We start from the raw sequence: 26,399 nt of genomic DNA, 5'->3' as shown, positions 1-26,399 counted from the left end.
CAGCGCGCCGGTGCGGAAACGGGCGCCGAAGCCGCGCAACCGAAGGGCCGCGCGATGCTTCGGGCGACCATTACGCCCTGGATCCTGGAGCGGCCGGTCAGGCCGGCACCGGCAGGCTGTCGATGAAGGTGTGCGCCGCGCGGCGCGCTGCCGCGTCGGCTTCGAGCACGACGTCGAGGCTCGACGCGCTGTGGTTCGCCAGCGCGCCCAGCACGGCGTCGACGGTTTCGGCGATGGCCGTGAAACCGATACGACGGTTCAGGAATGCGTCCACCGCGATCTCGTTCGCCGCGTTGAGCGTCGTGCTCGCCACGCCGCCCGCCTCGAGCGCCTTCATGGCGAGCGCGAGACACGGGAAACGCGTGTAGTCGGGCTTTTCGAACGTGAGCGTGGCGACTTGCGCGAGATCGAGCTGGGCGACGCCCGAGTCGATCCGGTCCGGGTACGCGAGCGCGTGCGCGATCGGCGTGCGCATGTCGGGGTTGCCGAGTTGCGCGAGCACCGAGCCGTCGGCGTACGACACCATCGAATGGATCACGCTCTGCGGATGGATCAGCACGTCGATGCGGTCGCCGGGAAGATCGAACAGATAGTGCGCCTCGATCACCTCGAGGCCCTTGTTCATCATCGTGGCGGAATCGACGGAAATCTTGCGGCCCATCGACCAGTTCGGATGCTTGCACGCTTCATCGGGCGTGACGTTCACGAGCGTCGACGGTTCGCGCGTGCGGAACGGGCCGCCCGACGCGGTGAGAATGATCTTCGTGACGCCGTCGCGTTCGGCGTTCTCGCGCGGGAAGCACTGGAACACCGCGTTGTGCTCGCTGTCGAGCGGCAGCAGCACCGCGCCGCTTTCGCACACCGCATTGATGAAGATGTCGCCCGACATCACCAGCGCTTCCTTGTTGGCCAGCAGGATGCGCTTGCCGGCCTTCGCGGCGGCGAGCGTGGGCGCGAGGCCCGCGGCGCCGACGATGGCGGCCACCACGGTGTCGCAGCCGTCGCTCTTCGAGACTTCGACGAGCGCCTGGGTGCCGTAGGTCACGAGCGTTTTCGAGCCGGCCGCGCGCAGCTTGCGTTCGACCTGCGCGGCCGTTTCGGCGTCGCCGACCACGGCCACTTCGGGCGCGAAGCGCAGGCATTGCTCGACGAGCTTGTCGCCGTTGCGGTGCGCGGTGAGCGCGTAGACGGCGTAGCGTTGCGGATGACGCGCGATCACGTCAAGCGTGCTGTCTCCGATCGAGCCCGTGGAACCGAGCAGTGTGATTCGTTTTTGCATATTCAATTCTCTAGCCGGCCTTACCAGACCGAATCAGGCCGAACCTTGGCCGAGCAGCAGCATGGCGAGCGGCAACACCGGCAACAGCGCGTCGATGCGGTCGAGCACGCCGCCGTGGCCCGGCAGCAACTGGCTCGAGTCCTTCACGCCAGCCTGGCGCTTGAGCATCGATTCGAACAGATCGCCGATAACGCTGAACGCGACCAGCACCGTCAACACGAAAAGCGCGCGTCCCACGCCGAGCTGGGCCGCGAGCGCGGAATACAGCGTGGGCTCGAACGCGTGCAGCGCGATGGCGAGACCCGCCACCACCATCACGGCGACCCAGCCGCCCACCGCGCCTTCCCAGGTCTTGCCGGGGCTGATCGCGGGTGCGAGTTTATGCTTGCCGAATGCCTTACCCGCGAAGTATGCGCCGATATCGGCGAGCCAGACGAGAAGGAGCAGCGAAAGGACGAACGCGACGCCCGCCGCGCGCGCCGACACCAGCGCATGCCAGCAGGCCGCGAACACCACCAGCCCGACGAGCAGCAGGAACACGCGCCACGCGCCGGCGGCGAGCGTGGGCTTGCGCAGCAGCACGTAGGGTCCGGCGACGATCCAGAACACGCCTGCCGCCTGAAACAGCGGCCGCGGCACGGGCAAATGGGTACTGAGCGCGACGACGATAGCCGCGATTACCGCATAGACGATCGAACCGGTCGCGCCCGCCTTGAGCAGTCGCGCCCATTCCCAGGCGGCGAACACGACGACGAGACCGATCAGCGCGGCAAACCAGCCAAGCGGTGCGAACAGCGTGACCGGCAAAAACACGGCCAGCAGGACGATTGCCGTGATGACACGGGTTTTTAGCATGAAAGCGAGTCGGCGTTCTGCGAGTTGGCGACGACCTGCGCGCTCGTGCGGCCGAAACGGCGCTCGCGCTCCGCATACGACGTGATGGCGCGATTGAGCGCCTCGTTGTCGAAGTCCGGCCAGAACGTGTCGGTGAAATAGAACTCGGCGTAGGCGAGTTGCCAGAGCAGGAAGTTGCTCACGCGCTGCTCGCCGCCCGTGCGGATGAAGAGATCCGGCTCCGGCGCATAGGCCATGGCCAGATGCTGCGACAGCGTGTCTTCGGTCACCGGCACCGGCTGGCCGCTCGCGGCCGCCTCTTCGACCAGCTTGCGCGTGGCCTGGAGGATGTCCCAGCGGCCGCCGTAGTTCGCGGCGATGGTGAGCGTGAGACGCGTATTGCGCGCGGTCTTGGTTTCCGCGCGGCGAATCAGGTCCTGGATGCGCTCGTTGAACATCGACACGTCGCCGACCACGCGCAGGCGGATGCCGTTCGCGTGCAGACGCGCGATCTCGCGCTCCAGCGCGGTGACGAAGAGCCGCATGAGAAACGACACCTCGTCGGTCGGACGGCGCCAGTTTTCGGAGCTGAAGGCGAACAGCGTGAGATATTCGACGCCGCGGTCGACGCACGCCTCGACGGCCGAACGCACGGCGTCGACGCCGCGCGTGTGGCCCGCGACGCGCGGCAAGCGGCGCTGCGTTGCCCAACGGCCGTTGCCGTCCATGATGATCGCGATGTGGCGCGGTACCGCCGCCACGTCGGGCACGCGAACGGTTGAGCTGGAATAGGTCATGGCCGTTGGACTCAAACTACCTGAAAAAGGGGAAATCTCGACGAGGGCAAAGCCGGGCGGCTTCGCTCAAACCGTCATGATTTCGGCTTCCTTCGTCTGCACGAGCTTGTCGATCTCGGTCACGAAGCGGTCCGTCAGCTTCTGGACGTCGTCGCCGCCACGGCGCTCGTCGTCTTCCGAAATCTCCTTGTCCTTCACGAGCTTCTTGAGTTGCTCGTTGGCGTCGCGGCGCAGGTTACGCACGGCGACCTTCGCCGTTTCGCCTTCGTTCTTGACGACCTTCGTGAGTTCCTTGCGGCGCTCTTCGGTCAGCGCGGGCATCGGCACGCGGACCAGATCGCCGTGCGTGGCCGGGTTCAGGCCGAGTTCCGAGTCGCGGATCGCCTTCTCGATGACGGGAACCATCTTCTTTTCCCACGCCTGAACGCCGATCGTACGTGCGTCGACGAGCGTCAGGTTGGCCACCTGCGAAATGGGCACCGGCGAACCGTAATAGTCGACCTGGATGTGGTCGAGCAGGCCCGTATGGGCGCGGCCCGTGCGAATCTTCGCCAGGTCGCCCTTGAACGAATCGATCGAGCGTTGCATTTTCTGCTCGACGCCCTTCTTGATGTCAGCCACAGCCATTTTGATACCTCCGAACCTTCATAACGGAACGGGCCCGCCAGCGCGCAATGGGGCGGCGCGGCCCGTATTCGATCGCTCTCGTGAGACGAGAGTTTACACGTGGACGAGCGTCCCTTCGTCTTCGCCCAGAACGATACGCTTGAGCGCACCGGGCTTGACGATGGAAAAAACGCGGATCGGCAGCTTCTGGTCGCGGCACAGCGCGAACGCCGTGGCGTCCATCACCTGCAGATTGCGGCCGATTGCCTCGTCGAAGCTGATCGTCGAGTAGCGCGTGGCCGTGGGATCCTTCTTCGGATCGGCCGAGTAGACGCCGTCGACCTTGGTCGCCTTGAGCACGACTTCCGCGCCGACTTCCGAGCCACGCAGCGCGGCGGCCGTGTCGGTCGTGAAGAACGGGTTGCCCGTGCCGGCGGCGAAGATCACGACCTTGCCCTCTTCGAGCTGACGGATCGCGCGGGGACGGATATACGGCTCGACGACCTGATCCATGCGCAGCGCCGACTGCACGCGCGCTTCGATGCCCGCGTGACGCATGGCGTCCTGGAGCGCGAGCGCGTTCATCATCGTGGCGAGCATACCCATGTAGTCGGCCGTGGCGCGATCCATGCCGGCCGCGCCGCCCGCGACGCCGCGGAAAATATTGCCACCGCCGATCACGACCGCGAGCTGGATGCCGAGACGCACCACTTCGGCCACGTCCGCCACCATACGTTCGATCGTGGCGCGATTGATGCCGAAGGCATCGTCGCCCATGAGGGCTTCGCCGGAAAGTTTGAGCAGGACGCGTTTATAGGCGGGTGTGGGCATGGAGGTATCCAGGATCGCGCGCAAAGGGCAATAACTTGAAACTGTAGGGGTGAAATACGGCTTCGGGCAAGCGCCGCCAGAAATAGCGAAGATTTCCAGCGCCGCACGAGACGGGGATTGCCTCGTGCGGCGCCGCTACGCTGCCCGCCGTGGCGGAAAAGCTCCGCCCCGGCTTGCTACGATAAAACTGCGATGCTACGACTGCGGTACGGCTCGCTCCCGCCCGAACGCTGCGGGAGCGGATAACGTCGCGTTATTGCTGCTTTGCAGCAGCGACTTGCGCGGCCACCTCGGCGGCGAAGTCGTCTTGACGCTTTTCGATGCCTTCGCCAACGACGAAGAGCGCGAACTTCTGCACCGAGCTGCCTGCGGCCTTGAGCATCTGTTCGATCGTCTGCTTGTCGTTCTTCACGAACGGCTGGTTCAGCAGCGACACTTCCTTCAGGTACTTCTGGACCGAACCGTCGACCATCTTGGCGACGATTTCAGCCGGCTTGCCCGATTCGGCGGCCTTCTGCTCGGCGATGCTGCGCTCCTTGGCGATCAGCTCGGCCGGCACGTCGTCCGACGAGAGCGAGACCGGCTTCATGGCCGCGATGTGCATCGCGACGTCCTTGCCGACCTGCTCCTGCTCGCCCGTGTACTCGACCAGCACGCCGATACGCGTGCCGTGCAGGTACGAAGCCAGCTTGTTCGACGTTTCGAAACGCGCGAAACGGCGGATCGAGACGTTTTCGCCGATCTTGCCGACCAGTGCGAGGCGCACCGCGTCGACCGTCGAGCCTTCCAGCGGCAGAGCCGAGAGCGCCGCGACGTCAGCCGGGTTTTGCGTAGCGACCAGTTGCGCCACCGTGTTCGAGAACGCGAGGAAGTCGTCGTTCTTCGCGACGAAGTCGGTTTCGCAGTTCAGTTCGACCACGGAACCGGCGTTGCCCGAGACGTACGAGGCGATCACGCCTTCGGCCGTCACGCGCGAAGCGGCCTTGCTGGCCTTGTTGCCGAGCTTCACGCGCAGCAGTTCTTCAGCGCGCGCGAGGTCGCCGTCGGCTTCCGTCAGCGCCTTCTTGCATTCCATCATCGGCGCATCGGTCTTTGCGCGCAGTTCTGCCACCATGCTTGCGGTAATTGCCGCCATCATTCGCTCCTTGGGTCTGTCTGGTACACGCCGTGCCGCATTCGACGCGGCCGGCAGGAATTCGTTTCCGTAATCGTATTTCGAAACGCTTTCCGAAAGCCGCTTCTACACGATTACCGTGCCGCCGATATGACGCGGCCACGAAAGCCACGGCTTAAAAAAAAGGGGCCCATGATAAGCCCCTTTTCTTGCCGGACACGGGGCAGCTTACGCCTCCGCGTTGACCTCGACGAACTCGTCGTCGCCGTCGTTGCCGCGCGCCGCTGCGACCACTTCGTTCACCGAGTTGGCACGGCCTTCGAGGATCGCGTCGGCCACGCCTTGCGTGTAGAGCGCGACAGCCTTGCTGGCGTCGTCGTTACCCGGGATGACGTAGTCGATGCCTTCCGGCGAGTGGTTCGTGTCGACCACGGCGATGACGGGGATGCCCAGCTTGTTGGCTTCCGTCACGGCGATCTTGTGGTAGCCGACGTCGACCACGAAGATGGCGTCCGGAATGCCGCCCATGTCCTTCACGCCGCCGATCGACTTTTGCAGCTTGGCGATTTCGCGTTCGAACAGGAGCGCTTCCTTCTTGCTCATCTTTTCGAGCTCGCCCGCTTCCACGGCCGCTTCCATGTCCTTCAGGCGCTTGATCGAAACCTTCAGCGTCTTGAAGTTGGTCAGCATGCCGCCGAGCCAGCGCGCGTTCACGAACGGCATACCTGCGCGACCTGCTTCTTCAGCGATCGTGTCACGCGATTGACGCTTCGTACCGACGAACAGGATCGTGCCGCGGTTCGATGCCAGCTGACGCACGTACTTCAGTGCGTCGTTGTACATCGGCAGCGTCTTTTCGAGGTTGATGATGTGAATCTTGTTGCGATGACCGAAGATGAAGGGGGCCATCTTCGGGTTCCAGAAGCGCGTTTGGTGACCGAAGTGGACACCGGCTTCCAGCATTTGGCGCATGGTAACTGCCATGAGAAATTCTCCGCTAGGGTTTGGGTCTAAAGCCGGCTGCCGTATCGGTGCGCCGTTCCGCCGATGTCTTATTTGGCGGAATCGGTGCGCCCGACACCCTGGGTGCGCCGGCTCGCGAGTCAGCCGCCCCGCTCCATTCCCGCGAATAATAGAAAGCCAATTCGAAAGATATGGGGAGCGACTTAGCCGAAGATTATAGCACGCAAAAGTATGCCCGCTCAAGATGGCTGTTACCCTCGCAGCGCCGGGGCCCGTGCCTCCCGGCGGCCGCGAACGCGCGGGCACGGCACCGGATTCAGGGATCGCGCGAGCCCGTATGAAAACCGTCTGAGGCGACCTATATATAGAGAGAGATAACGCAAGCGCCCTCGTCGCCATGCAGCAGGCGCGATAAGGCGCCGCGAACGGCGTACAATACGCCATCTTCGGCGGATAGATGGGTCACGGAGCACGCAGTGACCCATTTTTCATTTGTGCCTGAATCCGCTTCCGCTTCACGAATGGCGAACTCAACGGAACACTCGCTTCCTCACCAGCTCGCCAAACGACAAACCCTTTAACATCAAGGGGTTAAGTAACCATGACCGTCTCGATCAAAACCGGACACGACATCGCGCAAATGCGCGTCGCCTGCCGCCTGGCAAGCGAAGTGCTCGACTACATTACGCCGTTCGTCACGGCCGGCGTGACCACGGGCGAACTCGACCGCCTTTGCCACGAATACATGACGAACGTGCAGGGCACGGTGCCGGCGCCGCTGAACTACCAGCCGCCCGGTTATCCGCCCTACCCGAAGGCCATCTGCACGTCGGTCAACGACGTGATCTGTCACGGCATTCCCGGCGACAAAGCCCTGAAGAACGGCGACATCCTCAATATGGATATCACCGTGATCAAGGAAGGCTATTTCGGCGACACGAGCCGCATGTTCATCGTCGGCGAAGGGTCGATTCTGGCGAAGCGCCTCGTGCAGACCACTTATGAATGCATGTGGCTCGGCATCGACCAGATCCGGCCGGGCGCGCATCTCGGCGACATCGGCCACGCCATCCAGCGTTACGCCGAAAGCCAGGGCTACAGCGTGGTGCGTGAATATTGCGGTCACGGCATCGGCACGGTGTTCCACGAAGATCCGCAGGTGCTGCATTACGGGCGACCGGGCACCGGCATCGAACTCGTGCCCGGCATGATCTTCACCGTCGAGCCGATGATCAACGCCGGCCGCCGCGACATCCGCACGATGCCCGACCAGTGGACCGTGAAGACGAAGGATCGCAGCCTGTCGGCGCAATGGGAGCACACCGTGCTCGTTACCGAAACCGGCTACGACGTGCTGACCGTTTCCGCGGGCACGCCGGCCAAACCGGCCATCGTCGCGCAACTGGCCGGCACGGCGGCGTAAGCGGCCGGCCCGCCCCGCGCGGTGTGCGTTCAGGCGCCCGCGCGGCGAACCGCCGGTGCGGTTTTATGTCGATATGGCGACAAGCGGCTGCGCCGTGTCAACGACTTGCGCGGCGCGACGCTATTCAGATAGTGCAAAGCGGCACCGCAATATTGGACGCACCGCGCCGCCTCCCGGCGATCGCGCCGTTCGACCCCGTTCCTGGCACGCGTCGCGCCGCCTGGCCAATCGTCCGATCCGCTTCAACCCGCTTCATTCCAGACTGAGCCCATGAGCGTTCCTGCTGTCGCCGTTCCCGATACGTCGTCGCTGAAGACCGACTACAAGGCCGCCAAGGCCCAGTTACTCGAGCGTTTCCGGAGCGCGACCAACGTCGATGCGCTGATGCGCGCACTCGCCCGCACGACCGACGAAACCCTGCGCCGCGCGTGGAGTCTCTGCGAACTGCCCGCTTCGCTCGCGCTCGTCGCGGTGGGCGGCTTCGGCCGCGGCGAACTGGCACCGTATTCCGACGTCGACATTCTCGTGCTGCTGCCCGACGACGAACCGCTCGCGACGCTCGAAGAGCGGATCGAGCGCTTCATCGGGCTCGCGTGGGATCTCGGGCTCGAGATCGGCAGCAGCGTGCGCAGTGTGTCGCAATGTCTCGAAGAAGCCGCCAACGACGTGACCGTGCGCACCTCGCTGCTGGAGGCGCGCCGCATCACCGGCAGCGCCACGCTGTTCGGCGACTTCGCGCAGCGTTACCGCGACGCCATGGACCCGCGCACGTTCTTCCAGGCGAAGGTGCTCGAAATGCGCCAGCGCCACGCGCGCTTCCAGGACACGCCGTATGCGCTCGAACCGAACGTGAAGGAAAGCCCGGGCGGCCTGCGCGACCTGCAATTGATCCTCTGGATCACGCAGGCGGCGGCGTTCGGCAACAGCTGGAAGGAGCTCGACCAGCGCGGCCTCATCACCGACCGCGAAGCGCGCGAACTGCGCCGCAACGAGGCGTTTCTCAAGACGCTGCGGGCGCGCCTGCACGTGGTCGCGGGGCGCCGTCAGGACATTCTCGTCTTCGATCTGCAAACGGCCGTGGCCGAAAGCTTCGGTTATGCGGCGAGCGGCGCGCGGCGCGCGAGCGAGCAACTCATGCGCCGCTATTACTGGGCCGCAAAAGCCGTCACGCAACTCGCCAGCATCCTGATCCAGAACATCGAAGCGCAGTTGTTCCCGAGCACGAGCGGCATCACGCGCACGCTCTCGGATCATTTCGTCGAGAAGCAAGGCATGCTCGAAATCGTCAGCGACGACGTGTTCGAGCGCGAGCCGCACGCGATCCTCGAAGCCTTCCTGCTCTACGAACAGGTGCCGGGCGTCAAGGGTCTCTCGGCGCGCACGATGCGCGCGCTCTACAACGCGCGCGACACGATGGACCGGAACTGGCGCCGCGACCCGGAAAACCGCCGCCTGTTCATGGAAATCCTGATGCAGCCGGCGGGCATCACGCACGCGCTGCGCCTCATGAACCAGACGAGCGTGCTCGGGCGCTACCTGCTGAATTTCCGCCGCATTGTCGGGCAGATGCAGCACGACCTCTATCACGTCTACACGGTCGATCAGCACATCCTGATGGTGTTGCGCAACATCCGCCGCTTCGCCGTGGCCGAGCATGCGCACGAGTACCCGTTCTGCAGCCAGTTGATCGCGAACTTCGAGCGCCCGTGGGTGCTCTACGTGGCCGCGCTGTTTCACGATATCGCCAAGGGCCGCGGCGGCGATCACTCCGAACTCGGCATGGCGGACGCGCGGCGTTTTTGCCGTGAACACGACATCGCGGGCGAGGACGCGGACCTGATCGTCTGGCTGGTCCAGCAGCATCTGACGATGAGCCAGTTCGCGCAGAAACAGGACATCACCGACCCCGAAGTCGTGAAGCGCTTCGCCGATCTCGTGGGCACCGAGCGTCGATTGTCGGCGCTGTATCTGCTCACCGTCGCCGATATTCGCGGCACCAGCCCGAAGGTCTGGAACAACTGGAAAGGCAAGCTGCTCGAAGACCTGTATCGGTCGACGCTCGCCGTGCTCGGCGGCGCGAAACCCGACGCGCATTCGGAGCTGAAGACACGCCAGGAACTCGCGCTCGCGCTGCTGCGCCTCGAAACCGTGCCGGAGAACGCTCACCGTGCGCTGTGGGACAAGCTCGACGTGGGCTACTTCCTGCGTCACGACGCCGCCGATATCGCCTGGCAGACGCGCGTGCTGTATCGCCATGTCGAAACGCCCACGCCGGTCGTGCGCGCGCGGCCCTCGCCTATCGGCGAAGCGTTGCAGGTGCTCGTCTATGCGAAGGATCGTCCCGATCTGTTCGCGACGATGTGCGCGTATTTCGACCGCAGCGGTCTTTCGGTGCTCGACGCGCGCGTGAGCACCACGCGCCACGGTTACGCGCTCGACAACTTCATCGTTGCGAACACCGAAGACGACGTGCATTACCGCGATATCGCCAATCTCGTGGAGCAGGAACTCGTGGCGCGCCTGAGCGCGACGGGCAATGCGCTGCCGGAACCGTCGAAGGGACGTCTGTCGCGCCTTTCGCGCACCTTCCCCGTGACGCCGCGCGTCGACCTGCGAGCCGACGAACGCGGCCAGTATTACATCCTGTCCGTGTCGGCGAACGACCGGCCGGGCCTTCTCTATTCCATCTCGCGCGTACTCGCCGAGCGACAGGTCGGCGTCCATGCGGCGCGGATCAATACGCTTGGCGAACGTGTCGAAGACGTGTTTCTGCTCGACGGCTCGGGACTCTCCGATAACCGCCGCCAGATCGACGTCGAGACCGAGTTGCTGCGCGCGATAGCAGTCTGAACACCTTGAAATACCCAGATCCATGCGAGCCAAACTGACAGCCAAACATCCGCGCCCGACCGCCCCGGAGCGCGCACCCGTCCGCCGTGGCAGCACGACGGCGCGTAAGCAGGTGCGACCGGAAGGGCGTCCCGAGGGACGTCCTGCCGATGCGTCGGCGGAGAAACGGCCGGGTTCGGCTGCGAAACCGACGCGTCCCGGCAATGCCCGCTCGGGCGAGCGTCCCGCGCGTCGGCCGGAAGGCGAGCATCGCGGCTTTGCGCGCAATCGCGACGAAGGCGGCGAGCGTCGCTTTGCGCGCCGTGACGAAGGCGACCGTCCGCCGCGCGCTCCGCGTGAAGATGGCGGCGAACGTCGCTTCGCCCGACGTCCCGAGGGCGACGAGCGCCGGCCGTTCCGTGCGCGCGAGGATGGCGGTGAGCGCCGCTTCCCGCGTCGTGACGAAGGCGGTGAGCGTCGTCCGTTCCAGGCTCGTGAGGATGGCGGTGAGCGCCGCTTCCCGCGTCGCGATGAAGGCGGCGAACGGCGCCCGTTCCAGGCTCGTGAAGATGGCGGTGAGCGCCGGTTTCCGCGTCGCGATGAAGGCGGTGAGCGCCGTCCGTTCCAGGCTCGTGAAGGCGGTGGTGAGCGCCGGTTCCCGCGTCGGGATGAAGGTGGTGAGCGTCGTCCGTTCCAGGCTCGTGAAGGCGGTGGTGAGCGCCGCTTCCCGCGTCGGGATGAAGGTGGTGAACGTCGTCCGTTCCAGGCTCGTGAAGATGGCGGTGAGCGCCGCTTCCCGCGTCGGGATGAAGGTGGTGAACGTCGTCCGTTCCAGGCTCGTGAAGGCGGTGGTGAGCGCCGGTTCCCGCGTCGTGACGAAGGCGGCGAACGTCGCCCGTTCCAGGCTCGTGAAGGCGGTGGTGAGCGCCGGTTCCCGCGTCGCGATGAAGGCGGCGAGCGTCGTCCCTTCCAGGCACGCGAAGGCAGCGGTGACCGCCGATTCCCGCGCCGTGACGAAGGCAACGAGCGTCGCCCCTTCCAGGCACGTGAAGACCGTGGTGAACGTCAATTCCCGCGTCGTGACGAAGGCGGCGAGCGTCGTCCGTTCCAGGCTCGTGAAGGCGGTAGTGAGCGTCGGTTCCCGCGTCGTGACGAAGGCAACGAGCGTCGCCCGTTCCAGGCACGCGAAGGCAGCGGTGACCGCCGATTCCCGCGCCGTGACGAAGGAGGCGAACGTCGTCCCTTCCAGGCACGTGAAGACCGCGGCGAACGTCAATTCCCGCGCCGTGATGAAGGCGGCGAACGTCGCCCGTTCCAGGCTCGTGAAGACCGCGGCGAACGCCGCTTCCCGCGCCGTGACGAAGGCAACGAGCGTCGCCCGTTCCAGGCACGCGAAGGCAGCAGTGATCGCCGCTCCCCGCGCCGCGAGGAAAGCAGCGAACGCAAATTCGCCCGCCCGGTGAAGTTCGCCGAAAAATCCGCGCAACGCCCGGCCGAGTCTGAAGCGCCGCGCCACGCGGCGCGCGAAGAGGTCGACGGCGAGAACGCCCTGCGTCTGTCCAAGCGCATGTCGGAACTCGGCCTGTGCTCGCGCCGCGAAGCCGACGAATGGATCGAAAACGGCTGGGTCTATGTCGATGGCCAGATCGTCGACACGCTCGGCGCCAAGGTCACGCCGGAACAGCGCGTCGAGGTCGATCCCGCCGCGCTGCGTGCCCAGGCGCGTCGCGTGACGATCTTGCTGCACAAGCCCGTCGGCTACGTTTCCGGTCAGGCGGAAGACGGCTACGAGCCGGCCGCCGTGCTGCTCACCGCCGAGAATCAATGGGAAGGCGATCGCTCGGGCATCCGCTATTCGGCGCAACATCTGCGCACGCTCGCCCCGGCAGGCCGCCTCGACATTGACTCCACCGGCCTGCTCGTGCTGACGCAAGACGGCCGCGTGGCGAAGCAACTGATTGGCGAAAACTCGGACATCGACAAGGAATACCTCGTGCGCGTGACCTTCGGCAACGTCGAGACCGAGGTCGACCAGGTGTTCCCGCAGGACCGGCTCGACCAACTGCGTCACGGCCTCTCGCTCGACGACGTGCCGCTCAAACCCGCCGAAGTCGAATGGCAAAACGGCGAGCAATTGCGCTTCGTCCTGCGCGAAGGCAAGAAACGCCAGATCCGCCGCATGTGCGAGCTGGTCGGTCTGCGGGTGGTCGGCCTCAAGCGCGTGCGCATGGGCCGCATCCAGCTCGGCGCGCTGCCGCAAGGCCAGTGGCGCTACCTCGCCGCCGACGAAGCGTTCTGACGTCGCAACGTCACGGCGAATAAAAACGGGAGCCAGCAGGCTCCCGTTTTTTATTGCCACTTCGCGACGATCGAACGCGGCGCGCCGCCGCGCGTCATCATCTGTCGCGGCTTGTGGACACTAATCGTCGCTATTCGGATCGAGTTCCGGAAACAACACCTCGGTAAAGCCGAACTTCGAGAAGTCGGTGATCCGCATCGGATACAGCTTGCCGATCAGGTGATCGCACTCGTGCTGCACCACGCGCGCATGGAACCCTTCGGCCACGCGCTCGATCGGCGCGCCGTACTGGTCGAAACCGTTGTAGCGGATCATCGAAAAGCGGCTCACCGCGCCGCGCATGCCCGGCACCGAAAGACAGCCTTCCCAGCCCTCTTCCATGTCGTGCGACAGCGGATGGATGACGGGATTGATCAGCACCGTTTGCGGCACCGCGGGCGCGTCGGGGTAGCGCTCGTTCTGCTCGAAGCCGAAGATGACCACCTGCAGACCCACGCCGATCTGCGGCGCGGCGAGTCCCGCGCCGTTCGCCGCGTGCATCGTGTCGAACATATCGGCGATGAGCTCGTGCAGTTCCGGCGTGTCGAAGTGATCGACCGGTTTGGCAATACCGAGCAGGCGCGGATCGCCCATCTTGAGAATTTCGCGAATCATGTCGTTTGCCCCTCCAGGAGCTTGCGCATTCCTTCTTCGTCGAGCACCGCCACGCCGAGTTCCTCGGCTTTCGCGAGTTTGCTGCCCGCGTCGGCGCCCGCCACCACGTAGTCCGTCTTCTTCGACACCGAGCCGGCCACCTTCGCGCCGGCCGCTTCCAGCATTTCCTTCGCGGCTTCCCGCGTGAGCGTGGGCAAAGTGCCGGTGAGCACCACGGTCTTGCCGGCCAGCACGCCGACCGGCGCCCTGGGCGCGGGCGGACCTTCCGGCCATGTGACCTTGCCCGGCGCGCGCAGTTGCTCGATCACGATGCGGTTATGTTCTTCCGCAAAGAACTCGTGAATTGCGAGCGCGACAATCGGACCCACGTCGTTCACTTCGAGCAACGCCTCGATCGACGCGTCCATGATGGGCGTGAGCGAACCGAAATGTTTGGCGAGATCGCGCGCCGTGGATTCGCCCACGTGGCGGATGCCGAGCGCATAGATAAAGCGCGCGAGCGTCGTGGACTTGGCTTTTTCGAGCGAATCCAGCAGGTTCTGCGCCGATTTGTCGGCCATGCGGTCGAGTTGCGCGAGTGTGCCGAAGCCGAGATTGAACAGGTCGGCGGGCGTGCGCACGAGGTTCTGTTCGACGAGCTGGTCGATGATCTTTTCGCCGAGCCCGTCGATGTCGAGCGCGCGGCGCTGTGCGAAATGCCAGAGCGCCTGCTTGCGCTGCGCCGGGCAGATCAGGCCGCCCGTGCAGCGCGCGATGGCTTCGTCGGGCAGGCGCTCGATGTGCGAGCCGCACACGGGGCACGCCGTCGGCATCACGAATTCGCGAGCGTCGGCCGGGCGGCGGTCGAGCAGCGCGCTCACGACTTCGGGAATCACGTCGCCGGCGCGCCGCACGATGACCGTGTCGCCGATACGAATGTCCTTGCGGCGCACTTCGTCTTCGTTGTGCAGCGTGGCATTGGTGACGGTCGCCCCGCCGACGAACACGGGCTCCAGGCGCGCAACCGGCGTGATCGCGCCCGTGCGGCCCACCTGCACGTCGATCGCCAGCAGTGTTGTGAGCGCTTCCTGCGCGGGAAATTTATGCGCGAGCGCGAAACGCGGCGCGCGCGAGACGAAGCCGAGCGTGTCCTGCTCGTCGCGGCGATTCACCTTGTAGACCACGCCGTCGATGTCGTATGGCAACGCGTCGCGCTTCTCGCCCACCGCGCGGAAAAACTCCAGCAGCCCTTGCGCGCCCTTCACCACCGCGCGCTCGCTGTTCACCGGCAGCCCAAGCTCGTCGTACCAGTCGAGCAACTCGCTATGCGTAGCCGGCATCGGCTCGCCGTCCAGCACGCCGATGCCATACGCGAAGAACGACAGCGGCCGCTGCGCCGTGATCTTTGGATCGAGCTGGCGCAGACTCCCCGCCGCGGCGTTACGCGGATTCGCGAATTCCTTTTGACCGGCGTCGCGCTGACGCTGGTTCATGCGCTCGAAGTCGCGGCGGAACATCAGCACTTCGCCCCGCACGTCGAGCACCTTCGGCACGCGCTTGCCCTTCAGGCGCAACGGCAGCGAGCGGATCGTGCGCACGTTTTCGGTGACGTTCTCGCCGGTCGTACCGTCGCCGCGCGTGGACGCCTGGACGAACTGGCCGTCGACATAGCGCAGCGAGATCGCGAGGCCGTCGAACTTCAGTTCGCACGCGTATTCGACCTCGGTTTTGTCGAGCGTGTCGGCCACGCGCTTGTCGAACGCGGCGATGTCCTCGTCGGCGAAACCGTTGTTGAGCGACAGCATCGGCACGTCATGGACGACGGGCTCGAAGCCGCCCGCGGCCTCGCCGCCCACGCGCTGGGTGGGCGAATCCGGCGCGATCAGCTCGGGATGCGCCGCTTCGAGCTGTTGCAGTTCGCCGAACAGCTTGTCGTATTCCGCGTCGGGCAGATCCGGCTGGTCGAGCACGTAGTAGGCGTGATTGGCGCGTTCGATTTCGGCGCGCAACCACGCCGCGCGCTCTTCAGCGGCGGCTTCTTCGGACGGACGGGCGGGATGACGGACCATGCTTGTAGCGGCTTCTTGCAATGATTTCGGACATCAGATTATCTCAGGAAGCCGCGCGAATCGCATCGGCCGAACGGCCATGTTTGTGCGCCGCTCCACTGCATTCTCGAACGTCCTGGCCGAACGGCCAACGTTGCGCCCAACCCATTGACCACGGCGTTCTCCAATGCGATTTTGGTTGCACCGCAATATTCGCGCCGACGCCCGGTGCAACCCGCTCATGAACGCCGTATCGCCCCGCCGCGCCCGGGTTCGAACCCGGGAAAGAATCGAATCTCGCGCGCCCATGAAAAAAGCGCGGCGCCCAGGCGGCGCCGCGCTTCGTTCGCGACCGGAAACGCGGTTCGCGTTACTGGCTGAAAAGGCGTCGCGTGGCCGCCGAACCCGCCGGAATGCCGGCCTGTTCGAGCTTGGCGTAGAGCGTCATCAACTGCTTGTCGATGGACTGCAGCACCGACTCCGGCAACGGCCGGCGCTGATCGTCCACCACGCGGCCGCCGATACGCTCGGCGAGCGAACGCGCGTAATCGCACATCAGACGGAACGGCAAGATGTCTTCGTCGGCCACCGGCACGTCGAGGATCAGCGTGATGAGTTCGCCGCCCTTGTAGGTGAGGTCGTCGCGCAGGAAGTTCGTGTCGCCGAACTGCAGCATGAACACGGGATTCTGGCGCGCGTCGAGCTTCACGAAGCGCGTGCCGTCGCGCGACAGCAGCAGGCCGTCTTGCGCGGCCACGGCCTGCACGTAATTGGCCGACCAGGGTGCGCCGTCCGACATCACGTTGATCGAAAGCTGCGCGTCGCATTGCGCCGCGAAGCCGTCCAGTTCGCGCGCCATCGCCACGGTTTCCATCATGTCGGGGAATTCGGGCGCGCCGTCGATCGCGTCGGCGAACTGCTGCACGCCGGTCACGAACTCCGAGAATTCGAGCTCGTTGAGCGGGCCGCCACGGTTTGCGAGCTGAGCCGCCGCGCGCAGTTCCTCGTAGCGCACGCCGTTTTGCAACAGCTCCCAGCCGTCGCCGCCTTCGGGCTTGCCTTCGATATGCACGGGCTTGCTGCCCGCGCGACGCAAGCGCTGCGCGAGCGGAATCACGCGCTCGCCGGCCACCGGCGCACCGAGCCGGACCGGCACGATGCAGTCGATACGGCGGTCGACCACCGCCGGCGGCACAGCCGAAATCGTGGTCGCGGCAGGCATCACGGGTTCGAGGCGCGCGGCTTCCTCGGCCGCGCTGGCCGGTTCCTGTCCGGCGGTAGCGGCGGTCGCAGCGGCAGCACCCGCGGTCGCCGCTTCGGCGCCGGCTTCACCACCGGCTTCGGCGGGCACGATGCCGTTCGGCGTAGTGGTTTCGGCCTGGATGTCGGCCGGCGTGTCGAGCGGCGCGGCCGGTGCGAAACCCGGCTCGACACGCTCGACCTCGGCGCCGCCCGCCAGCGACGGTTCACGCCGCGACGGCGCGCGGGCCGGCTCGATGAACGGACTCGGCTCCTGCAACTCGTCGCGCAACGGCGTTTCGACGGCTTCGTCCGGCATAGGCCGCGGCATGCGTCGGCGCACCCTCGCGCCCTGCCAGGCGTTGTACACCACCACGCCCCCGACCACCACGGCACCGGCGCCGATCAACCCGAGAGTCAACTCGTCCATGCATGCTCCATCAGCAATTCTTTTTCGACGATGCGCACATGCGCATCGTATGGGTGGCGCTGGCGAGTCGCGCGGCGGCGCCCTCGTGCCGCGTTCGGCACGCTGGCCGATGCAGTGGCGCCACCGGCTGCGCGTCGCGCGCCGTCTTTAGACCGTATCGATCGATTAAATCGTATTCTGGGCGAAACCCGCCGCCGTTTCCATGTCGACGGCCACGATGCGCGACACGCCCTGCTCCTGCATGGTCACGCCAATCAGTTGCTGCGCCATCTCCATCGCGATCTTGTTGTGCGAGATGAAGAGGAACTGCGTCTTGTCCGACATCGCGCGCACGAGGTTCGCGAAGCGCTCGGTGTTGGCGTCGTCGAGCGGCGCGTCCACTTCGTCGAGCAGACAGAACGGCGCCGGATTGAGCTGGAACATCGCGAACACGAGCGCCGTGGCCGTGAGCGCCTTCTCGCCGCCCGAGAGCAGGTGAATCGTCGAGTTCTTCTTGCCGGGCGGTTGCGCCATCACCTGCACGCCGGCGTCGAGAATCTCGTCGCCGGTCATGATGAGTTTCGCCTGGCCGCCGCCGAACAAACGCGGGAACAGTTCGCCGAAATGACGGTTCACTTCGTCGAACGTGCCTTGCAGCAGCGTGCGCGTTTCCTGGTCGATCTTGCGAATGGCGTCTTCGAGCGTTTCGATCGCGCTCGTCAGGTCGGCCGACTGCGCGTCGAGGAAGGTCTTGCGTTCCTTCGCCGCCGCGAGTTCGTCGAGCGCCGCCATGTTGACAGGACCGAGCGCCGTGATCGCATTGTTGATGCGCGTGACTTCGCCCTGCAGATACGCGGGCTTCATGTCCGGCGAGAGCTTTTCCTGCAACGCGGCTTCGTCCACGCCCGCCGCCTGCAATTGCTCCACGAACTGCTCGCCGTTCAAGCGCGCGGCCTGTTCCTTCAACTGCAATTCGGTGATGCGATCGCGCAGCGGCTGCAACGCGCGCTCGGCGGTCAGGCGGGTTTCGTCGGCGGCACGCAGCTTCGCACTCAAGTCGTCGAGTTCCGCGCGGGCCGCACGCAGCGTTTCCTCTTTCTGCGCGCGAATTTCGAGCGCGTCCTGCAAGCCGGTATGCGCGGTCTGCTCGTTGATCGTTTCGAGTTCGGCGCGCGCGTCTTCGAGCGATCCGGTCACGCGTTCGCTCTGATCGTGCGCAACCTGAATATTGCGACGCAGTTCGTCGATGCGGTTCGCCATGTTGCGGGCCGCGAAGCGCGCATCGCCCGCGGCGCGCTCAAGATCGCGCGCGCCGTTGCGCGCCGTGCCGAGTTCTTCGTCGAGCGCTTCGAACGCGAGCTGGTTGTCTTCGAAACGCGCCTGCAATTCGGCGAGTTCGACGTCGTGGCGCTCGAAGTTCGCTTCCGATTCCGCACGCAACGCGCGTTGCTCCTCGATCTGCGCGCGAATTTCGTCGAGTTCTTCGCTGATCTGCGTGCTGCGCGCCATGTAGCGCTCATGCGCCTGCGTGAGCTTGAGCACGTCCATCTGCAACGCGTGCACACGCTGGGTCGCGCGCTCGGCCTGCTGGCGCACGTCGGTCAGCACCTGCGCGGCCTGGGTGTGCGCGGCTTCCGCGCGCACAACGGCGCCACGCGCCTCGTCGGCGAGCAGCGCCTGCGCGCGCACCTGACGGCCGAGGTTTTCGATTTCCTGCTGACGCGCGAGCATGCCCGCCTGCTCGGTATCGGCGGCATAAAGCTGTACGCCCACGCGCGTCACGCTGTGCCCCGCCTTCACCACGAACGCCCCGCCGTTCGGCAGTTGCGCGCGTTGCGCGAGCGCCGCGGCAAGATCGTCGGCAACGAAGATCGAGCCGAGCCATTCGGTAAGCACGGCGCGCAAGCCCGCGTCGTCGATACGCACGAGCGAAAGCAGCGGCGTGAGACCGGCCGGTGCCGCGCTGGCCTGACCGGCAGCGGGCGGCGAATAGAACGCGAGCTTCGCGGGCGGCGCATCGCTCGCGAACGCCTTCACCCAGTCGAGATTCGACACTTCGAGCGCGGCGAGACGTTCGCGAAGCACCGCTTCGAGCGCCGTTTCCCAGCCCGCTTCCACGTGCAGCTTCTTCCACAGACGCGGCAGCGCACCCAGTTCATGACGCTCGAGCCACGGCTGGATCTTGCCTTCGGTCTGCACGTTCTCCTGCAGTTGCTTGAGCGCCGCGAGGCGCGCCTCGAACTGGTGGATCTGGGCGTTTTCCGCCTGCACGCGGTCGTGCGCGGCGCGACGCTCGGCGTCGAGGCGCGGCACCGTTTCCTGCGCGTCGGCAAGGCGCGCCTGCGCGTCGTGAAGAATCTCTTCCTGCTCGGCGAGCTGCATGCGCAGTTCTTCGAGCTGTGCTTCGTCGGGCGCGTCGAGTCCGCCTTTTTCGGCCTTCAGGCGTTCGTCGCGCTGCTGCAGCTGTTGCAGCATTTGGTCGGCGTTGCGCTGATGCGCGGCCTCGAGCTTGAGCGCCTGCTCCGTGCGCGCGATACCCGCGCGCTCGTCGTTCAGTTGCGCCTGAGCGTCGCGCCAGCGGTTTTCGAGCGCCGGCAACGCTTCCTGCTTCGAAACCGCGTCGTCTTCGGCGAGCGCGGCTTTTTCCTCGGCGATCGCCAGTTGCTCTTCGGCGTCTTCGATATCGCCTTGCGCCTTCTGCGCCTGCGACTGCCATTGCTCGCGCTGCGCCGTGAGCGCCGCGATCTGGGCCTGCACGCGATTGCGCGATTCGACGATGAACTTGATCTCGGCTTCGAGACGGCTCACCTCGGCGTTCGCTTCGTAAAGGCCGCCCTGCGCGCCCTGCATGGCGTCGCTGGCCGCGTAATGCGCGACGCGCAGCGTTTCGAGCTGCGCTTCCACTTCGCGCAGTTGCGCCGTGTGACGTTCGAGATCGATCTGCGCCTGTTCGATGGCGCGCTGCTGGCGCTGCTGTTCGGCGGCCGCTTCGTTCTTACGCAGCAACCACAGCAGGCGCTGCTTCTCTTCGCCGTCGCTTTGCAGTTCGCGGAACTTCGTGGCGACGATCGCCTGGCCTTCGAGCTTTTCCAGGTTGGTGGAAAGCTCGCGCACGATGTCTTCCACGCGCGTGAGATTCTCGCGCGTGTCGTGCAGACGGTTTTCGGTCTCGCGGCGGCGTTCCTTGTATTTGGAGACGCCCGCGGCCTCTTCGAGAAACACGCGCAGCTCTTCCGGTTTCGCCTCGATGATGCGCGCGATCATGCCCTGACCGATGATCGCGTAGGCGCGCGGACCGAGGCCCGTGCCGAGGAAGATGTCCTGGATGTCGCGGCGGCGTGCCGGCAGATTGTTGATGTAGTAGCTGGAGGTGCCGTCGCGCGTGAGCACGCGCTTGACGGCGATTTCCGCATACTGGCCCCACTGGCCGGCGGCGCGGCCGTCCGCGTTGTCGAACACGAGTTCGACGCTCGCCCGGCTGCCCGGCTTGCGCGCGGTGGAACCGTTGAAGATGACGTCCTGCATCGACTCGCCGCGCAGCTCGGAAGCGCGCGATTCGCCGAGCACCCAGCGCACCGCGTCGATGATGTTGGACTTCCCACAGCCGTTAGGCCCGACCACACCGACGAGTTGGCCCGGTACCTGGAAATGCGTGGGATCGACGAAGGATTTGAAGCCAGCGAGTTTAATCGAGGTCAGACGCACGGCGATATCGCTGTTGGAATAGTGGTGATCGGGACCGCTCGTGCCGCACGTCGCCGTGGAGCGCCACGCAGGCGCGGCATCGATCGCACGGCGGCGGTTTGCGTACGGGGCAGCCGCCACGGCTCGCCGCGCGAACACGCACGATGTGCGTCCCGGCGACGGGAATTAGGGGCAATCATACCATCGCGCGCGCGCCGTTCCGCGCACGCAAAGGCGGCGCGGCGCGGCGAACGCACGTGCTCAGGGCCGCCTGGCCCCGGCCGATTCGTCGAGGCGGCTCGCTTGCGCATGCGTCATGACGCTCGCGTCGGCGCTCACGTGCGCGTCGTGCGGTTTTGCCTCGCGGGCGCGATGCAGCCAGCTCGACAGCAGCGAGGCGAGCACGATGCACGCGCCGCCCGCCCATTCGCGCGGCCCCGGCGTCTCGCCGGCGAACAGCCAGGACGAGAGCGCCGTGACGACGATCTCGAACAGCATGATGATCGACGCGCGATTGGCCGGCACGCGCGCGAGGCCGTATTGCACGAGCATATTGTTGCTGCCGAGCACCACGCCGAGCGCGAGCACCAGCAACACGACGCGGGCGAGATGCTCGCCCACCGGCGCGATCGACATCGGCTCGAGGCAGGAGGCGAGTGCGCCGAACAGCGCGGCGCCCGCGAAGATCACAGCCGTGCGCATCTCCGGCTTCATGTCGGGCAGCACGCGGCTCGTTTTCACGACCAGCACGTTGCTCATCGCGAAACCCATGCCGCCCGCGAGCCCGGCCCATTCGGCGGCGTTGGCGGGCAACGGCACGCCGAGCTTCGGCGACCAGAGCATCAGCACCGCGCCCAGCAGCGACAGCGCCGAAAGCGCGGCGCTCGACCCCGTGAGGCGTTCATGCAGGATCACATGCGCGAACAGCGCGGTCCACGCCGGGGTCAGATAAAACAGCAGGAGCACACGCATCACTTCGCCGTGGATCGCGCCCCACACAAAACCCACGTTGGTCACGCCCGCCGCGAGCGCGAGCATCGGCAAGACGCGGTGCCAGCGCAAGGTCGCGATCGAACGCCAGCGCAGCAGCAGCACGAACAGGCAGCCGGCCGCGCTGGTCGCCGCGCTCGACGCCGTGCCCGTCAGGCCAAACGCCGCCAGCATGCGCAACGGATACCAGACGAAGCCCCAGACGGACGCGCCAATCATGATCGCGAGCGTCGGCCACGCCGCGCGCAAACCGGGATTCTGGCTCATCGCGCGTCCCGGTTGCCGCGAGCGCCGGGCAGCGTCTGGCCGACCGGCTGATGTGCAGGCTGCCACGCCGGCTGCCGTACCGTCTGAATCGAAAACCGCATCTTTTTCCCTGGTTTTGAGGCCTTTCGGGGGCCGCGACGCCACAAAATGCCGAAAAGCACGCGCGGCGGCGCTCCCCACCCCACGCTATAATCACGGATTGCGCATGATTGGCCCGCTGAATCAGCCGGCGTCCGTCGCAGCAGAGATCGCGGCAAAAATGCAGCGCGATTCCTCGCGATCAGGGCCGGCCTGCAATGAACCAACGCCCGTGCGCGCCAGCCGCCCGCCGTTCCCGGGCGCCGCGCCCCGTCTTTCGCCCACGCCCGTCCAGCCCCAAGTGAATCCGTTACTCGACACCCTCCAGACCTATCCCTTCGAAAAGCTCCGCGCGCTCTTCCAGGACGTCACGCCGAAAGCCGGCCTGCGCCACATCAGCTTCGGGATCGGCGAGCCGAAACACCCCACGCCCGCGCTGATCCGCGACGCGGTCGTGGCTTCGCTCGACGGGCTGGCGACCTATCCGGCCACCGCGGGCACGCCCGCGCTGCGCGAATCGATCGCGAACTGGGTGAAGATGCGCTATGCGCTGCCGGCCGTCGACGCCAACACGGAAGTGCTGCCGGTCTCGGGCTCGCGCGAGGCGCTCTTCGCGCTCGCGCAGGCGGTGGTCGATCCCACGCTGGGCGTGAAAGATCCGGCAAAACGCGCGATCGTACTCTGCCCGAACCCGTTCTACCAGATCTACGAAGGCGCGGCGCTGCTCGGCGGCGGCGAGCCGTATTTCGTCAACAGCGATCCGGCCCGCAACTTCGCCTGCGACTATTCGCAGGTGCCCGAGGCCGTCTGGGCGCGCACGCAACTGCTGTTCGTCTGTTCGCCGGGCAATCCCACGGGCGCCGTCATGACGCTCGACGACTGGCGCGAACTCTTCGCGCTGTCCGATCGCTACGGCTTCGTGATCGCCTCCGACGAGTGCTACTCCGAGATCTATTTCGACGAATCGAAGCCGCCGCTCGGCGGGCTCGAAGCGGCGCACCAGCTCGGCCGCGGTTTCGAGCGCCTGATCATGCTGTCCAGCCTCTCGAAGCGCTCGAACGCGCCGGGCATGCGCTCGGGCTTCGTGGCCGGCGACGCCGCCGTGCTCAAGAAGTTCTTGCTGTACCGCACCTATCACGGCTCGGCGCTCTCGCCGGTCTGGCAGTCCGCCAGCATTGCCGCGTGGGGCGACGAAACCCACGTGCGCGAGAACCGCGCGAAGTATGTGCAGAAGTTCTCGACCGTCACGCCCATGTTGGCCGAACACCTCGACGTGAAGTTGCCCGACGCCGCGTTCTACCTCTGGGCCAACGTCGCGCGCACCGGCCTCTCCGATACCGCGTTCGCCCAGCGTCTCTACGCCGACTATAATGTGACGGTTCTGCCCGGCTCGTTCCTCGCGCGCACCGCGCACGGCACGAATCCGGGCGAGGGCTTCGTGCGCCTCGCGCTCGTCGCCGACGTCGAGGAGTGCATCGAGGGCGCGAAGCGCGTCGTCGAGTTCTGCCGCTCGCTCAAACCGTAATACCTCTCTCCTGCGCGCCGGGCCGGCGTTACACCGGCCGCGCCGCGCGCACCGCCGATTTCATCTTCAAACTCACGCGAAACCAACACCATGTCGCAACAACTTCAGCAGATCATCGACACCGCCTGGGAAAACCGCGCCGACTTCTCGGCGAAGTCCGCCCCGAACGACGTGCGTGAGGCCGTCACCCACGTCATCGCCGAACTCGACAAAGGCACGCTGCGCTGCGCCGAAAAGAAGGACGGCGACTGGGTCGTCAACCAGTGGGTGAAGAAGGCCGTGCTCCTGTCGTTCCGTCTGGAAGACAACGCGCCGATGCCCGCCGGCGGCTACACGCAGTTCTACGACAAGGTGCCCTCGAAGTTCGCGAACTACACGGCCGAAGACTTCGCCGCGGGCGGCTTCCGCGTCGTGCCGCCGGCCATCGCGCGCCGCGGCTCGTTCATCGCGAAGAACGTCGTGCTGATGCCGTCGTACACCAACATCGGCGCGTACGTGGACGAAGGCACCATGGTCGACACGTGGGCCACGGTCGGTTCGTGCGCGCAGATCGGCAAGAACGTGCACCTCTCGGGCGGCGTGGGCATCGGCGGCGTGCTGGAGCCGCTGCAGGCGAACCCCGTCATCATCGAAGACAACTGCTTCATCGGCGCGCGCTCGGAAGTCGTGGAAGGCGTGATCGTCGAAGAAAACTCGGTCATTTCGATGGGCGTGTATCTCGGCCAGTCGACCAAGATTTACGACCGCGAAACCGGCGAAATCTCGTACGGCCGCATTCCGGCGGGCTCGGTCGTGGTCGCGGGCAACCTGCCTTCGAAGGACGGCACGCACAGTCTGTACTGCGCCGTGATCGTCAAGAAGGTCGACGCCAAGACGCGCGCCAAGGTCGGCCTCAACGAGCTGCTGCGAGGCGACTGATGGCGAAGGCCGCGAAAACCGTCGTCTACGGCATTCCGAACTGCGACAGCGTGAAGAAAGCCCGCGTGTGGCTGGAAGAGCACGGCGTCGAGTTCGAATTCCACGACTTCAAGAAGGCCGGCGTGTCGAATGCGCTGGTCCAGGACTGGCTCAAGGACGTGTCGCTCGATCTGCTGATCAACAAGCGCGGCACGACCTGGCGCGGCCTTTCCGAAGTGCACAAGGCGGAAGCCGACACGACCGCGGGCGCGATCGCGCTGATGATCCACAAGCCGTCCATCATCAAGCGGCCCGTGATCGTGGTGAATGGCCGCGTGAAGACGCTCGGTTTTTCCGCCGAACAGTACGAAACGCTGTTCGCCTGACGTGTTGCCATGGTGCGTCGCGCGCGCAGTCCCGCGCGACGCCCGAATGACAAGCTGTTGCCGGCCCCTGTTCGATCAGCGGCGCCGGCATTTTTATTGAACGTGGTTCCTTATGTCTGCCAGCCCCGTGTCCGCCACCCTCGCCCTTACCGAAGCCCTGATCAAGCGCGCGTCCGTGACGCCCGACGACCAGCATTGCCAGAACGTCATGACCGAGCGTCTCGAAGCGATCGGCTTCGTGTGCGAAACGATCGCGTCCAACGGCGTGACGAACCTCTGGGCCGTCAAGCGCGGCACGGCGGGCACGGACGGTCCGCTGCTCGCGTTCGCGGGCCACACCGACGTGGTGCCGACCGGCCCGCTCGACCAGTGGAGCTCGCCGCCCTTCGAACCCTCGCACCGCGACGGCGTGCTCTACGGCCGCGGCGCCGCCGACATGAAAACGTCGCTGGCCGCGTTCGTGGTGGCGAGCGAGGAGTTCGTGGCCGCCCAGCCGCAGCACCGCGGCGCGATCGCGTTCCTCATCACGAGCGACGAAGAAGGCCCGGCCACCGACGGCACCGTGAAGGTCGTTGAAGCGCTCAAGGCGCGCGGCGAGCGCATGGACTACTGCATTGTGGGCGAACCGACTTCCACGCACACGCTCGGCGACTGCGTGAAGAACGGCCGGCGCGGCTCGATGTCGGGCAAGCTCGTCATCAAGGGCGTGCAAGGCCATATCGCCTACCCGCATCTCGCGAAGAATCCGGTGCATCTGCTCGCGCCGGCGCTCGCGGAACTGGTGGCCGAAAAGTGGGATGACGGTAACGAATACTTCCCGCCCACCACGTGGCAGGTGTCGAACCTGAATAGCGGCACGGGCGCGAGCAACGTGATCCCCGGTCATGCCGACGTGCAGTTCAACTTCCGCTTCTCGACCGCGAGCACGGTGGAAGGCCTGCAACAGCGCGTGCACGCGATTCTCGACAAGCACGGTCTGAACTACGACCTTACGTGGACCGTGAGCGGCCTGCCGTTCCTCACGCCGCGCGGCGCGCTGTCGAACGCGCTCGAAACCGCGATTCTCGACGAAACCGGCGTGACGACCGAACTCTCGACCACGGGCGGCACGTCCGACGGCCGCTTCATCGCGCGCCTCTGTCCGCAGGTCGTGGAATTCGGCCCGCCCAACGGCAGCATCCACAAGATCGACGAGCACATCGAAGTGAAGTTCATCGATCCGCTCAAGAACGTGTACCGCCGTGTGCTCGAACAACTGATCGCGTAAA

General features: G+C 65.8%; 19 protein-coding genes. 7 read left to right on the top strand and 12 right to left on the bottom strand.

What is annotated here, in order from left to right; genetic code table 11:
- Nucleotides 1–97 precede the first annotated feature (97 nt).
- The 7 genes from FAZ98_RS06205 to rpsB form a co-directional block, all read right to left on the bottom strand.
- A complete protein-coding gene (locus tag FAZ98_RS06205) occupies nucleotides 98–1,279 on the bottom strand; it encodes a 1-deoxy-D-xylulose-5-phosphate reductoisomerase (protein ID WP_158949752.1) in 1,182 nt (393 codons plus the stop codon).
- A 33-nt stretch (nucleotides 1,280–1,312) separates the two neighbouring features.
- Nucleotides 1,313–2,134, bottom strand: a complete 822-nt coding sequence (locus tag FAZ98_RS06200; protein ID WP_158949750.1) for a phosphatidate cytidylyltransferase — start codon at nucleotides 2,132–2,134, stop codon at nucleotides 1,313–1,315.
- Nucleotides 2,128–2,910, bottom strand: a complete 783-nt coding sequence (locus FAZ98_RS06195) for an isoprenyl transferase (RefSeq protein ID WP_158949748.1) — start codon at nucleotides 2,908–2,910, stop codon at nucleotides 2,128–2,130. Before FAZ98_RS06195 ends, FAZ98_RS06200 begins: the two co-directional genes overlap by 7 nt.
- A 66-nt stretch (nucleotides 2,911–2,976) precedes the next feature.
- Nucleotides 2,977–3,537 carry a ribosome recycling factor gene (frr, locus tag FAZ98_RS06190; protein WP_158949746.1) on the bottom strand — a complete coding sequence of 187 codons (561 nt, stop codon included), beginning with the start codon at nucleotides 3,535–3,537 and terminating at the stop codon, nucleotides 2,977–2,979.
- Nucleotides 3,538–3,630: 93 nt separating this feature from the next.
- On the bottom strand, nucleotides 3,631–4,347 hold the full coding sequence (pyrH, locus tag FAZ98_RS06185) for a UMP kinase (protein ID WP_158949744.1): 717 nt from the start codon (nucleotides 4,345–4,347) through the stop codon (nucleotides 3,631–3,633).
- A 253-nt stretch (nucleotides 4,348–4,600) separates the two neighbouring features.
- Nucleotides 4,601–5,482 carry a translation elongation factor Ts gene (gene tsf / locus FAZ98_RS06180; protein ID WP_158951891.1) on the bottom strand — a complete coding sequence of 294 codons (882 nt, stop codon included), beginning with the start codon at nucleotides 5,480–5,482 and terminating at the stop codon, nucleotides 4,601–4,603.
- A 207-nt stretch (nucleotides 5,483–5,689) separates the two neighbouring features.
- Nucleotides 5,690–6,445 (bottom strand): 30S ribosomal protein S2, encoded by a 756-nt coding sequence (gene rpsB / locus FAZ98_RS06175; protein WP_158949742.1) that lies wholly within the window; start codon nucleotides 6,443–6,445, stop codon nucleotides 5,690–5,692.
- Nucleotides 6,446–7,025: 580 nt separating this feature from the next.
- Between rpsB and map the strand changes: the two genes are divergently transcribed.
- The 3 genes from map (at nucleotide 7,026) to FAZ98_RS36150 (ending at nucleotide 12,975) form a co-directional block, all read left to right on the top strand.
- A complete protein-coding gene (gene map, locus FAZ98_RS06170) occupies nucleotides 7,026–7,847 on the top strand; it encodes a type I methionyl aminopeptidase (RefSeq protein WP_158949739.1) in 822 nt (273 codons plus the stop codon).
- 270 nt (nucleotides 7,848–8,117) lie between these two features.
- The gene (locus FAZ98_RS06165) at nucleotides 8,118–10,697 is read left to right on the top strand and encodes a [protein-PII] uridylyltransferase (RefSeq protein WP_158949737.1); all 2,580 of its coding nucleotides are present in this window, start codon (nucleotides 8,118–8,120) and stop codon (nucleotides 10,695–10,697) included.
- Nucleotides 10,698–10,809: 112 nt separating this feature from the next.
- Entirely contained in the window at nucleotides 10,810–12,975 is a 2,166-nt protein-coding gene (locus tag FAZ98_RS36150; RefSeq protein WP_407672053.1) for a pseudouridine synthase, read from the top strand.
- 120 nt (nucleotides 12,976–13,095) lie between these two features.
- Here the strand turns inward: FAZ98_RS36150 and def are convergent, their stop codons facing one another.
- The 5 genes from def to FAZ98_RS06135 form a co-directional block, all read right to left on the bottom strand.
- A complete protein-coding gene (gene def / locus FAZ98_RS06155; protein ID WP_158949733.1) occupies nucleotides 13,096–13,629 on the bottom strand; it encodes a peptide deformylase in 534 nt (177 codons plus the stop codon).
- Entirely contained in the window at nucleotides 13,626–15,677 is a 2,052-nt protein-coding gene (gene ligA / locus FAZ98_RS06150; RefSeq protein ID WP_158949731.1) for an NAD-dependent DNA ligase LigA, read from the bottom strand. The genes def and ligA overlap by 4 nt, the downstream gene beginning before the upstream one ends.
- Before the next feature lie 349 nt (nucleotides 15,678–16,026).
- Complete coding sequence (locus FAZ98_RS06145; protein WP_158949729.1) at nucleotides 16,027–17,325, bottom strand: cell division protein ZipA C-terminal FtsZ-binding domain-containing protein; 1,299 nt, start codon at nucleotides 17,323–17,325, stop codon at nucleotides 16,027–16,029.
- A 165-nt stretch (nucleotides 17,326–17,490) separates the two neighbouring features.
- Nucleotides 17,491–21,009, bottom strand: a complete 3,519-nt coding sequence (gene smc / locus FAZ98_RS06140) for a chromosome segregation protein SMC (protein WP_158949727.1) — start codon at nucleotides 21,007–21,009, stop codon at nucleotides 17,491–17,493.
- 240 nt (nucleotides 21,010–21,249) lie between these two features.
- Nucleotides 21,250–22,245 carry a DMT family transporter gene (locus FAZ98_RS06135; RefSeq protein WP_158949725.1) on the bottom strand — a complete coding sequence of 332 codons (996 nt, stop codon included), beginning with the start codon at nucleotides 22,243–22,245 and terminating at the stop codon, nucleotides 21,250–21,252.
- Between the two features lie 379 nt (nucleotides 22,246–22,624).
- Here FAZ98_RS06135 and dapC point away from each other — a divergent pair, with 379 nt between their 5' ends.
- The 4 genes from dapC to dapE all read left to right on the top strand — a co-directional run bounded on the left by dapC (nucleotide 22,625) and on the right by dapE (nucleotide 26,398).
- Entirely contained in the window at nucleotides 22,625–23,848 is a 1,224-nt protein-coding gene (gene dapC, locus FAZ98_RS06130) for a succinyldiaminopimelate transaminase (RefSeq protein ID WP_158949723.1), read from the top strand.
- A gap of 90 nt (nucleotides 23,849–23,938) precedes the next feature.
- Nucleotides 23,939–24,766, top strand: coding sequence for a 2,3,4,5-tetrahydropyridine-2,6-dicarboxylate N-succinyltransferase (gene dapD / locus FAZ98_RS06125; protein WP_158949721.1), 828 nt, complete (start codon nucleotides 23,939–23,941; stop codon nucleotides 24,764–24,766).
- Nucleotides 24,766–25,131: an ArsC family reductase gene (locus FAZ98_RS06120; RefSeq protein WP_158949719.1), complete on the top strand. Its 366-nt coding sequence runs from the start codon at nucleotides 24,766–24,768 to the stop codon at nucleotides 25,129–25,131. Before dapD ends, FAZ98_RS06120 begins: the two co-directional genes overlap by 1 nt.
- 127 nt (nucleotides 25,132–25,258) lie before the next feature.
- Nucleotides 25,259–26,398 (top strand): succinyl-diaminopimelate desuccinylase, encoded by a 1,140-nt coding sequence (gene dapE / locus FAZ98_RS06115; RefSeq protein ID WP_158951890.1) that lies wholly within the window; start codon nucleotides 25,259–25,261, stop codon nucleotides 26,396–26,398.
- Nucleotide 26,399: the final 1 nt, after the last annotated feature.

The organism is Paraburkholderia acidisoli (genome assembly GCF_009789675.1).
Lineage (GTDB): Bacteria > Pseudomonadota > Gammaproteobacteria > Burkholderiales > Burkholderiaceae > Paraburkholderia > Paraburkholderia acidisoli.
Note: the sequence above shows the minus strand (reverse complement) of the source record. Positions and strands in the feature narration are given on the sequence as shown.

Coding starts and splice junctions, on each gene's coding strand:
- FAZ98_RS06205 (WP_158949752.1), bottom strand. CDS start 1,279: ATGCAAAAACGAATCACACTGCTCGGTTCCACGGGCTCGATCGGAGAC.
- FAZ98_RS06200 (WP_158949750.1), bottom strand. CDS start 2,134: ATGCTAAAAACCCGTGTCATCACGGCAATCGTCCTGCTGGCCGTGTTT.
- FAZ98_RS06195 (WP_158949748.1), bottom strand. CDS start 2,910: ATGACCTATTCCAGCTCAACCGTTCGCGTGCCCGACGTGGCGGCGGTA.
- frr (WP_158949746.1), bottom strand. CDS start 3,537: ATGGCTGTGGCTGACATCAAGAAGGGCGTCGAGCAGAAAATGCAACGC.
- pyrH (WP_158949744.1), bottom strand. CDS start 4,347: ATGCCCACACCCGCCTATAAACGCGTCCTGCTCAAACTTTCCGGCGAA.
- tsf (WP_158951891.1), bottom strand. CDS start 5,482: ATGGCGGCAATTACCGCAAGCATGGTGGCAGAACTGCGCGCAAAGACC.
- rpsB (WP_158949742.1), bottom strand. CDS start 6,445: ATGGCAGTTACCATGCGCCAAATGCTGGAAGCCGGTGTCCACTTCGGT.
- map (WP_158949739.1), top strand. CDS start 7,026: ATGACCGTCTCGATCAAAACCGGACACGACATCGCGCAAATGCGCGTC.
- FAZ98_RS06165 (WP_158949737.1), top strand. CDS start 8,118: ATGAGCGTTCCTGCTGTCGCCGTTCCCGATACGTCGTCGCTGAAGACC.
- def (WP_158949733.1), bottom strand. CDS start 13,629: ATGATTCGCGAAATTCTCAAGATGGGCGATCCGCGCCTGCTCGGTATT.
- ligA (WP_158949731.1), bottom strand. CDS start 15,677: ATGGTCCGTCATCCCGCCCGTCCGTCCGAAGAAGCCGCCGCTGAAGAG.
- FAZ98_RS06145 (WP_158949729.1), bottom strand. CDS start 17,325: ATGGACGAGTTGACTCTCGGGTTGATCGGCGCCGGTGCCGTGGTGGTC.
- FAZ98_RS06135 (WP_158949725.1), bottom strand. CDS start 22,245: ATGAGCCAGAATCCCGGTTTGCGCGCGGCGTGGCCGACGCTCGCGATC.
- dapD (WP_158949721.1), top strand. CDS start 23,939: ATGTCGCAACAACTTCAGCAGATCATCGACACCGCCTGGGAAAACCGC.
- FAZ98_RS06120 (WP_158949719.1), top strand. CDS start 24,766: ATGGCGAAGGCCGCGAAAACCGTCGTCTACGGCATTCCGAACTGCGAC.